Origin of the sequence: Meiothermus rufus DSM 22234 (assembly GCF_000423425.1) — a bacterium.
GTDB lineage: Bacteria > Deinococcota > Deinococci > Deinococcales > Thermaceae > Meiothermus > Meiothermus rufus.
Map to the genome: position 1 here is coordinate 22,762 of NZ_AUHY01000033.1, position 9,158 is coordinate 31,919.

12 protein-coding genes are annotated in these 9,158 nt (G+C 61.9%); 9 read left to right on the forward strand and 3 right to left on the reverse strand.

The genetic code is table 11. The annotated features are described in order from the left end of the window. Positions 1-37 precede the first annotated feature (37 nt). Positions 38-577, forward strand: a complete 540-nt coding sequence (gene cysE, locus G552_RS0107600; RefSeq protein ID WP_027882496.1) for a serine O-acetyltransferase — start codon at positions 38-40, stop codon at positions 575-577. 3 nt (positions 578-580) lie between these two features. Here cysE and queA read toward each other — a convergent pair whose 3' ends face one another. From queA to G552_RS0107615, 3 genes are all read right to left on the reverse strand, one after another. After that, positions 581-1,603, reverse strand: a complete 1,023-nt coding sequence (queA, locus tag G552_RS0107605; protein WP_027882497.1) for a tRNA preQ1(34) S-adenosylmethionine ribosyltransferase-isomerase QueA — start codon at positions 1,601-1,603, stop codon at positions 581-583. 3 nt (positions 1,604-1,606) lie between these two features. Beyond that, the gene (locus G552_RS0107610) at positions 1,607-2,176 is read right to left on the reverse strand and encodes a LabA-like NYN domain-containing protein (protein ID WP_036270451.1); all 570 of its coding nucleotides are present in this window, start codon (positions 2,174-2,176) and stop codon (positions 1,607-1,609) included. 78 nt (positions 2,177-2,254) lie between these two features. Continuing rightward, positions 2,255-2,944 (reverse strand): tetratricopeptide repeat protein, encoded by a 690-nt coding sequence (locus G552_RS0107615; RefSeq protein WP_211224814.1) that lies wholly within the window; start codon positions 2,942-2,944, stop codon positions 2,255-2,257. A 135-nt stretch (positions 2,945-3,079) separates the two neighbouring features. Between G552_RS0107615 and G552_RS0107620 the strand changes: the two genes are divergently transcribed. From G552_RS0107620 to G552_RS14990, 8 genes are all read left to right on the forward strand, one after another. Then, on the forward strand, positions 3,080-4,576 hold the full coding sequence (locus tag G552_RS0107620) for a CPBP family intramembrane glutamic endopeptidase (RefSeq protein WP_027882500.1): 1,497 nt from the start codon (positions 3,080-3,082) through the stop codon (positions 4,574-4,576). Positions 4,577-4,579: 3 nt separating this feature from the next. After that, positions 4,580-5,347, forward strand: a complete 768-nt coding sequence (locus tag G552_RS0107625) for an SAM hydrolase/SAM-dependent halogenase family protein (RefSeq protein ID WP_027882501.1) — start codon at positions 4,580-4,582, stop codon at positions 5,345-5,347. A gap of 67 nt (positions 5,348-5,414) precedes the next feature. Then, a complete protein-coding gene (gene rpmF, locus G552_RS16010; RefSeq protein WP_084640397.1) occupies positions 5,415-5,606 on the forward strand; it encodes a 50S ribosomal protein L32 in 192 nt (63 codons plus the stop codon). Positions 5,607-5,764: 158 nt separating this feature from the next. Then, positions 5,765-6,742 (forward strand): beta-ketoacyl-ACP synthase III, encoded by a 978-nt coding sequence (locus G552_RS0107630; RefSeq protein WP_027882502.1) that lies wholly within the window; start codon positions 5,765-5,767, stop codon positions 6,740-6,742. A gap of 14 nt (positions 6,743-6,756) precedes the next feature. Further along, positions 6,757-7,671 (forward strand): ACP S-malonyltransferase, encoded by a 915-nt coding sequence (gene fabD, locus G552_RS0107635; RefSeq protein ID WP_027882503.1) that lies wholly within the window; start codon positions 6,757-6,759, stop codon positions 7,669-7,671. Between the two features lie 13 nt (positions 7,672-7,684). Then, complete coding sequence (gene fabG, locus G552_RS0107640; protein ID WP_027882504.1) at positions 7,685-8,422, forward strand: 3-oxoacyl-[acyl-carrier-protein] reductase; 738 nt, start codon at positions 7,685-7,687, stop codon at positions 8,420-8,422. A 106-nt stretch (positions 8,423-8,528) separates the two neighbouring features. Beyond that, positions 8,529-8,768 carry an acyl carrier protein gene (gene acpP / locus G552_RS0107645; RefSeq protein ID WP_027882505.1) on the forward strand — a complete coding sequence of 80 codons (240 nt, stop codon included), beginning with the start codon at positions 8,529-8,531 and terminating at the stop codon, positions 8,766-8,768. A gap of 139 nt (positions 8,769-8,907) precedes the next feature. Continuing rightward, on the forward strand, positions 8,908-9,158 hold a 251-nt coding region (locus tag G552_RS14990; protein ID WP_156890695.1), incomplete at its 3' end, for a helix-turn-helix domain-containing protein.

The following is a 9,158-nucleotide window of genomic DNA, read 5'->3' on the forward strand; positions in this document are numbered from 1 at the left end:
CGCTGGCAGCCTTTCCCAGGCAAAATAGAGCCTACCCATGCCTGGTATCCTCGAACGCTTTCGTGAAGACATACAGGCTGTCCTCGAGCGGGACCCTGCCGCCCGGGGGCCCCTCGAGGCTGTGCTGTTCAGCCCGGGGATGCACGCGTTGTGGATGCACCGGCTCAACCACTGGCTCTGGCAGGCCAACTTCAAACTGCTGGCACGCATCCTGGCCCACCTGACCCGTATGCTGACCGGAGTGGAGATTCACCCTGGGGCCCGCATTGGCCGCCGGGTGGTGATTGACCACGGGATGGGCATTGTGATCGGCGAGACGGCCGAGGTGGGTGATGATGTCCTCATGTACCACGGGGTTACCCTGGGTGGCACGGGCTTTAGCCGGGAAAAGCGCCACCCCACCATTGGCAACGGGGTGCTGCTGGGGGCTCATGCGGTGGTGTTGGGGCCCATCCGGGTGGGGGATGGGGCCCGGATAGGGGCCGGAGCGGTGGTGACCAAGCCGGTGCCCCCCGGGGCTACCGTGGTGGGCAATCCAGCCCGCGTCCTCGAGCGCCCCGAGCCGGTGGAGGCATAGCCTTTAGAGAATCAGCATGGCGTCGCCCAGGCTGTAGAAACGGTACTGCTCGGCCAGAGCAGTTTGGTACGCCTGTTTCATCAGCTCGTGCCCCATAAAGGCTGAGACCAGCATCAGAAGGGTGGACCTGGGCAGGTGGAAGTTGGTGATCAGGGCATCGATTACCCGGAACTCAAAGCCCGGGCGAATGAAAAGCTGGGTCTCGCCCTTTCCCGCTACGACCTGGCCGACCGCGCTTTGGTAGGCGGTCTCCAGGGTGCGCACCACTGTGGTGCCTACCGCAATGACCCGCCCCCCGGCGGCCTTGGTCTGGCGGATGGCCTGGGCGGTCTGGGGGGGAACCTCGTAGGGCTCGAGGTGCATTGCATGTGTATCGGGGTCGCCCTGAACGGGTTTAAAGGTGCCGGGGCCTACGTGCAGGGTGACATAGGCCACGCCTACCCCCAGGGCCTGCACCCGCTCTAGAAGCGCGGGGGTAAAGTGCAGCCCGGCGGTAGGGGCGGCTACCGAGCCTGGGGTATGGGCAAAGACGGTCTGGTAGCGCGCTGGGTCTACAGGGCTGCGGATGTAGGGCGGTAGGGGGGTCTGGCCGATTTTTTCCAGATGGGGCCAGAGGTTTTGGGAGAAGCGCAGCACCCGGGTACCATCGGCCTGTACCTCCTCTACCGTGGCCTTTAGGCCACCGGCAAAGCTTAGCCGGGCCCCCAGTCTGGCCCGCCGGGCCGGTCTCAGTAGGGCCTCCCAGACCTCCCCCGGGTTTGTGCCGGGAACCTCCCGCACCAACAGAACCTCGAGGCGGGTGCCCTGGGGGTTGGTGGCGAAGGTGCGGGCTGGGATGACCTTGCTTTCGTTCAGCACCAGCAGGTCTTTGGGTTTTAAGTACGCCAGCAGGTCGCGGAAGATGCGGTGCTCGATCTGAGCGGTTTTTCGCCGCACCACCATCAACCGCGCGACATCGCGTGGCTCGGCCCCGCTTTGGGCGATGCGCTCAGGGGGGAGATGGTAGTCGAAGTCCTCGAGGGTCATCGCCTACTCAGTTTTCGGAGCCAGGGCTCGCTCTTTACTGGGCACGAAGGCGTTCTCGATATCCGGCAGGTGCACGAAGCGATCCACCGCGTCGATCAGCCTTTGTGAGGTAGTCTCCTTGAAGGCGATGACCTCGACCCGGATGCCCCGCTCCATCAGTACCTCCACAATCTCCACAAAGTCGCCATCGCCGCTGCCCAGCACCACCACGTCCAGGGTATGCATCAGGCGAACCATATCGGCGGCAATACCCATGTCCCAGTTGCCCTCGTAGATGGGGCGGCCCTCGTCGGTGGTTTCCTTTAGGGTTAGCTGCATGCGCCGCACCCTAAAGCCGATGGTGGAGAGCTTGTAGATGAAGGGCCAGGCTGAGGTATCGTTCTCGCGCTCGACTACGTAGGCGGTGGCCCGTACCAGTTGTCGGTTGCCCACAGCGTAACGCAGCAGGCTTTCAAAGTTGACGTTTTGCCCGTAGAAGTCGCGGGCGGAGTGGTAGAGGTTTTGGGTATCCACAAACAGGCCCACCCGCTGCTGGGGGCTCCAGCCCGGAATCCGGCTAAAAGGGTCGTTCATAAAACTCCTTTTGAAATTGCATTGCAAAGGGCGCCTGCCCAGCCAGATTGTACCAAAGCTCGAGGTGGGCCGAGGGGGCTAGCGCAAGGCGGAAAGCTCGCGCCGCGCCCGCTCGAGGTCGTAGCGGTCGGCAGCGGTTTTGGGGCTTAGGGCCAGGGCAGCTTCGTACTGCTTGCGGGCCTCCTCTTTTTTGCCCTGGGCAGCCAGTACCCCGGCCAGCTCGACCCGGTGGATGATGGTCTGGGGCTCGAGCTGGATAGCTTCGTTGAACAGCGGCATCACCTGGCTGCCGCTGGCCCCATACAGCCAGCCCACGTTTTTGGAGACCAGCGAGTGGTGCCACAGGGCTAGCGCCACCTTGGCCCCGGCATGGCGGGGGTTGAGCCGGAGGGCCCGATCCAGGTTCTCCTTGATGCTGCTGGCCAACCCCAGGCTTTCCAGAATGCCGCGGTACTGCGAGAGGCGGCCTTGGGCCCGGGCCAGCTCAAAATAGGCCTCAGGGTTGCTGCTGTCGGCCTGGATGGCCTGGCGGGCGGCGGCCTCGGCCCGGCCAAACCACTCGGCTTTCTCGCTGTCCTTGGCCAGATAGCCGGCAAAATAGCTGGCGGCTCGAGCCGCCAACACCAGGCCCTCGGCGCTGCCCAGGCGTAGCCCAGCCTCGTAGGCTTCTTGAAACTTTCCTTCGTCCACAAGCTTTCCCACTGCGGTGGGGTTCTGCGCCCAGGCCATAGAGAGCAGCAGTATCATCCAGAGCACCCAACGTTTCATGCTTATTCCACCTCTGGGCACGTTTATGCCGCAAGGATTCTACAGAAAATAAGGATGGTGCGGCAGAGGCTATAGCGCTTGACCAGAGGTGCATTTGAGGGCGAGGGGCGCAAAAGCCCATGTTACACTACCCCCATGACGATGTTACGAGCGGTTCCTTTTATTGTAGGAATCGCCCTGTTTGCCTTAACGGCTAAGGCCCAGCTTGGGGCAGAGGGCTACTATACCCAGTGCAAGACGCTGTACGACCAGGGGGTGCGGGACAGTGCCCGGGCTACCTGCCAGCTTGCTCTGGTGGTCGACCCCAACCACCAGCCCAGCCTTAGGCTGCTAGCGCGAATTGCCCTGGAGGAAAACAACCCGGATGCAGCCCAGCCTTTCTTGCAAAAACTGCTACAGGCCAGCCCGCAGGATCCCGAGGTAGCCCTGTTGGAGGCGCGTTATCTGCTTTTGTTGGGCCGTCTTGCCGATGCGCTGGCCCGGCTGCCCAGGGGATTGAGCACGGAGGCGGTGCTCTTGCGGGCCCAGGTCTATGAGGCGCTGGGGCGCTACGAGGAGGCCTACGATACCTTCCGCCGGGTGACCGCCTCGGAAGAGGCCCGGCTAGGAGCAGCCCGATTGGCCGAGCGGCTGGGCCGTCCACAGGAGGCTCTGGGTTTGCTGGGCAACAGCCCCAAAGAACAACTGGCTCGAGCCCGCCTGATGTGGCTTTTGGGGGATACCCAGGCGGCTGCTGAGGCGCTGGAGGAGGTGCTACCCCGTCTGGGGCCCCTCGAGGCCGACTACACCCGGACTTTAGGGCTGTTGGCCATGGTTTACTATGGTCTGGGCGAGTTCGACAAAGGGGCTTTGGTGCTTCGACAACTTTCCTCCCGGGTGAGCCTGCCCAGCAGCCTGCTGAGCAAAATCTGGCCCTGGTTGTTGCTTTTTCTGCTGTACCTGGTTGTGCTGCTCTACGGAGAAAGCCGAATTGAGCCCACGCGCACGGTAGAGATGGGCGCAGAGCGGCGCTATGGCCCTGGCTCTATTCACCTATGGCTGCTTCTGTCCTTGCTGCTGGCGGGCCTGGCTGCGGTGGGGATTGGCCAGGTGCTCTACCAGAACCTGCTGGCCCTGTTTACCCCCCACCAGGGGCAGGTTGTCCGCCCAGTGTTTTATTTTCTATTGGGAAGCTTTGCCCTGCTAATTGCTTATGCCGGCGTGGGTCGCGAAGGGATGGCTCAGGCTTTGGGGCCGCGTTCGAGCTGGGCGGAGGGGACCTGGGCTGGCCTGGTGCTGCTGGTCTTGCTGGGGGTGTATGCCTACATCGCTAGGCCCCTGGGCTTGAGCGGGCTGGGCCCCATGTATCCCGTCTTCTTTGGCCTGGCCCTGCTGGAGCTGGTGGTGCGAGGGGTGGGGTATCCGATCTTCAAAGAGCGCTATAAGGAGCTCAGCGTTTTTATGATTCCAGCCCTTTTTGCCCTGGCGATTCCCGGCCCCACGGTGTACTTTCTAATGGCCAGTTTGTTTTTGGGCTGGCTTTATATGCGCACCAAAGGGGTTCTGGCTGGGGCTGTGGCCTGGGTTTTGGCAGGGATCATCCTGGCCTTGGTGAGCAATCTACCCTGGGTGCGCACGTTGTTGGGTAGCTAAGCGATGCGCGAGATTTTTTTCCTCTCCGACTTTGGCCTGGCCGACCCTTATGCCGCGGTAGTCAAAGCGGTCATGCGGCAGATTGCTGTGGGGGTGGTGATTCACGACCTGGCCCACAACCTGCCTCCGGGCGACCTGCATCGGGCCAGTTACATTCTCTACGAGTCGGTGCCCTACCTACCCAAACATTCGGTGGTGCTAGCCGTGGTAGACCCAGGGGTGGGCTCGAGCCGCCGCGCCATTTTGGTCGTTGGAGAACGGCTTTGCTACGTAGCCCCGGACAATGGACTGCTGACCCTGGCCTACCTGCAAGACCCTCCGCGGAAGGCCTATCAGCTGGAGAATCCCGCCTACCACCTGCCCCGTAAATCAACTACCTTCCACGGGCGGGACGTGTTCGGCCCGGTGGCGGCCTATCTGGCTGCAGGGGTAGAGCCCCACCGCTTTGGCCCTGAGTTGCCGGTGTCTGCGCTAACCCGCTTGCCCATCCATCTCCACTTTGGCAACCAGGGGGAAATCCTCACCTTTGACCGCTTTGGTAACGCCATCACTACCCTGCTGGCCACTCCAGGGCAGCTTCGGGGCAAAACGGTGCGCATCCGCTACCATCGCATTCCCGTGGCAACCCACTATGCTGAGGTGCCGGTGGGGGCTGCGTTGGCCTATATTGGTAGCGCGGGGCTGCTTGAGGTGGCCGTACACCTAGGCAATGCCCGCGAGCAGCTTGGCCTCAAACAGGGGGATCGGGTTGACCTTTTGCCCTACAGCTAGTAGATTGGAGAGCGGTTTGCGGAAAACGACCCTTAGGGGTTGGTTTCTCCAAAGGAAGTGACCTGAAATGGCCAAGCATCCGGTACCTAAGAAGAAAGTCTCCAAGTCTCGGCGCGACATTCGCCGGGCTGCGGTTTCTACTCTGACGGCTCCCACCCTGATCAAGTGCGCCAACTGCGGAGCGCAAATTCCTCCCCACACCGTCTGCGATAGCTGCGGCTACTACGCGGGGAAAAAGGTGTTGGAAGTTCAGGCCTGAACCTCTGCTCACCTCCCTCCCAGGTGGAAAAACCGCCTGGGCTGTTTTTTTTGTGCCGATTTGAACTGGGTTCAAGGAACACACCCGCTGCACAGGCGGGTAGGGGTGTTATCTTTGTTGAAGTGCCCCAGGTTGTGTGGGCCCTATAGGAGGCAGTGTTGAATACAGGTATCCTTGCCCTTGGTACCTATACCCCCGAGCGGGTGATGACCAACCACGACTTCGAGAAAATCCTCGACACCTCCGACGAGTGGATTGTGAGCCGTACCGGCATTCGCGAGCGTAGGCTGGCTGCGGAGGGAGAGTACACCTCGCACATGGCTTTTCGCGCGGTGGAAGACCTGATCCGCCGGCATGGGGAAAGCGCTTTGGATGGGGTGGACCTGGTCATTGTGGCCACCAATACCCCTGATGCGCTGTTTCCGGCCACCGCGGCGCTGGTGCAGGATCGCTTTGGCCTGAAGGCGGGGGCTTACGACCTCCTGGCGGGCTGCCCTGGCTGGGGCTACGCCGTGGCCCAGGCTCACGCCATGGTGCAAAGCGGCCTAGCCCGCAAGGTGCTGACCATTGGCTCAGAGGCCCTCTCTAAAATCCTTGACTACACCGATCGCTCGACTGCGGTGCTGTTTGGCGACGGGGCGGGGGCCGCAGTGATTGGGCCGGTGCCCGAGGGCTATGGCTTCCGTTCGTTTGTGCTGGGAGCCGATGGCTCGGGGGGGCGAGAGCTTATGCTGCGTTGCGTGGCCGATAAGCTGCCGGATGGAACCCCCATGACCCAGTACGCCTACATGAATGGGCGGGAGGTATTCAAGTTTGCGGTGCGGGTGATGAATACCGCCACCCTCGAGGCCATCGAGAAGGCTGGCCTTACCCCCCAAGAGATCAAGTACCTGATTCCCCACCAGGCCAATGCCCGCATCATCGAAGCAGCCCGCGAACGGCTGCAACTTCCCCCTGAACAGGTTTGGGTGAACGTAGACCGTTACGGCAACACGTCCACCGCTTCCATGCTCATTGCCCTACAGGAAGCCCTGGATGCGGGCCGGATTCATAACGGCGATAACATCCTGTTTGTCACCTTTGGTGCGGGCCTGACCTGGGCGGCTAGCGTGTTGACCTGGTGGCAGCCGGACTAGGTTAGGGGGTACTGATGATTGCCGCGTTATTCCCCGGACAGGGTTCGCAGGAGATCGGCATGGGCCGGGCCCTCTATCAGGGCTCCAAGGCAGCGCGAGAGGTGTTGGACAGGGCTGAGGCGGCTTTGCCGGGCCTGCTGCGCTTGATGTGGGAGGGTCCGGAGGAGGAGCTAAAGCTTACCGCCAACCAGCAGCCGGCCCTACTGGCCGTAGGGTATGCGGCCTTTGCTGCGTATTTGGAAGCAGGAGGTTCCCTGCCCCAGGCGGCAGCTGGGCACAGCCTGGGCGAGTGGACCGCCCATGTGGCGGCGGGTACCTTGAGCTTGGAGGATGGCTTACGCCTGGTGCGTAAAAGGGGCGAGTACATGCAAGAAGCTGTGCCGGTGGGCGCCGGAGCGATGGCCGCGGTGCTCAAGTTGCCGACCCAGGTTCTGCAGGAACTCGTGGCGGGTATTCCTGGGGTGGAGATAGCCAACTACAACTCGCCCGAGCAAACCGTCATCTCGGGCACTGCGGAAGGCGTAGCCCAGGCCATAGAGGTGCTGAAGGCCCAGCGGGCCCGGGTGGTGCCTTTGCCGGTCTCGGCTCCCTTTCACTCCTCACTGATGGCCCCGGCGCAAGAGCGCCTGCGGGCCGACCTTTCGCTAGTGGAACTGCACCCGCCCCGCTTTGCGGTGTACTCCAACGTGCTGGCCCGGCCCGAGTCCAGACCCGAGGCCATTCGGGAGCTTTTGTTGGAGCAGATTACCCATCCGGTGCGCTGGGTGGAAATACTGCAACATCTGCAGGGAGAGGGGGTAGGGGTTTACCTCGAGTTCGGTTCGGGTAGAGTTTTGACCGGGCTAGTCGGGCGTACCTTGCAAGGCGTGGAGGCCCGGGCCCTGACCAGTCCGCAGGAGATTGCCGACGGTTTGGCTGCTCTGGCCTAATAACGGAGGGGATATGCGTAAAGCACTGGTTACAGGTTCCTCGCGAGGGATTGGCAAAGCCATTGCCCTCGAGCTGGCCCGGCGGGGATACGCCCTAGCAGTGCACTATGCCGGCAACCAGGCTGCTGCCGAGGCCACCGCTGCCGAGGCCAAAAGCCTAGGAGCGCCCCAGGTGGTGGTGCTGGGGGCTGACCTGAGCAACCCACAGGCTGCACAAAAGCTGGTGGCTGAGGCCCACGCGGCTTTAGGGGGGTTGGAGGTGCTGGTCAACAACGCGGGCATTACCCGCGATACCCTGTTAATTCGAATGAAGGACGAAGACTGGGACGCGGTTATTGCTACGAACCTGAGTGCCATATTCCACACCACTCGCGAGGCCATAAAGCTCATGATGCGGGCCAAATGGGGGCGGGTCATCAACATCACCAGCGTGGTGGGGATACTGGGTAACCCCGGCCAGGCCAACTATGTGGCAGCCAAAGCCGGTCTGATCGGCTTCACCAAGGCTGTGGCCAAAGAGTACGCTACCCGGGGCATTACCGTGAATGCGGTGGCCCCAGGGTTTATTGAGTCCGATATGACCGCCAAGCTGCCCGAGGCGGTGGTGGCCGAGTACCTTCGGCAGATTCCGGCGGGCCGGTTGGGGAGGCCCGAGGAGGTGGCCAAGGCGGTGGCTTTTCTGGCCTCCGAGGATGCCGCCTACATCACCGGGCAAACCCTGTGCGTGGATGGGGGCCTGACCCCCCATTGATGGGATTCGGGGGCCATCGGGTAGTATAGGGTCAAGCCCCCTTCTGGTTTTGATGTGGTACAATCCCGCACGTTGGGCGTAACTTAGAGGTAACGGAGGTTATAAAATGGCTATCCTGGACGATGTTAGAGAGGTGATTGTAGACAAGCTGGGTGTGGATGCGGAAAAGGTGGTGCCCGAAGCCCGCTTCATCGAAGACCTGGGTGCGGACAGCCTCGACACGGTGGAACTGATCATGGGCTTGGAAGACAAGTTTGGCCTTGAAATTTCCGACGAAGAAGCGGAGAAGATTCGCACCGTGCAGGATGCGATTGACTTCATCCAGTCTAAGCAGGCCCAGGCCTGAGCCATAGCAGGCCAGCGCCACCGCGATGCCACGGGCCGCGGTGGCGCTTTTGCTCGAGTAGCTGAACCTGGACAAACACATGTGAGACTCTAAGCTGGGATAAAAAGAGGGGAACCAACCAAGAAAGGAGGTTCCCCAGGTGCAGTTTACCACCGTTGGCCGAGAGATATGGCAAGGCGCTAGACAAGCACAGAGGCTGGCCGAGGCCAAAGCAGGCGACCCAGAGGTCAAGGAACGTCTGCGCAAGCTCCGACTGGTCAAAGCCCTGCGTGAAAGTAAAAAGAGCTGGAAGGAGATCCAGGCCCTGGTGGGGATCAGCCGGGCCACCTACCACCGCTGGAAAAAAGCCCTAAAAGAAAAGGGCCTGGCCGGACTCAAACCCCGCTCCCG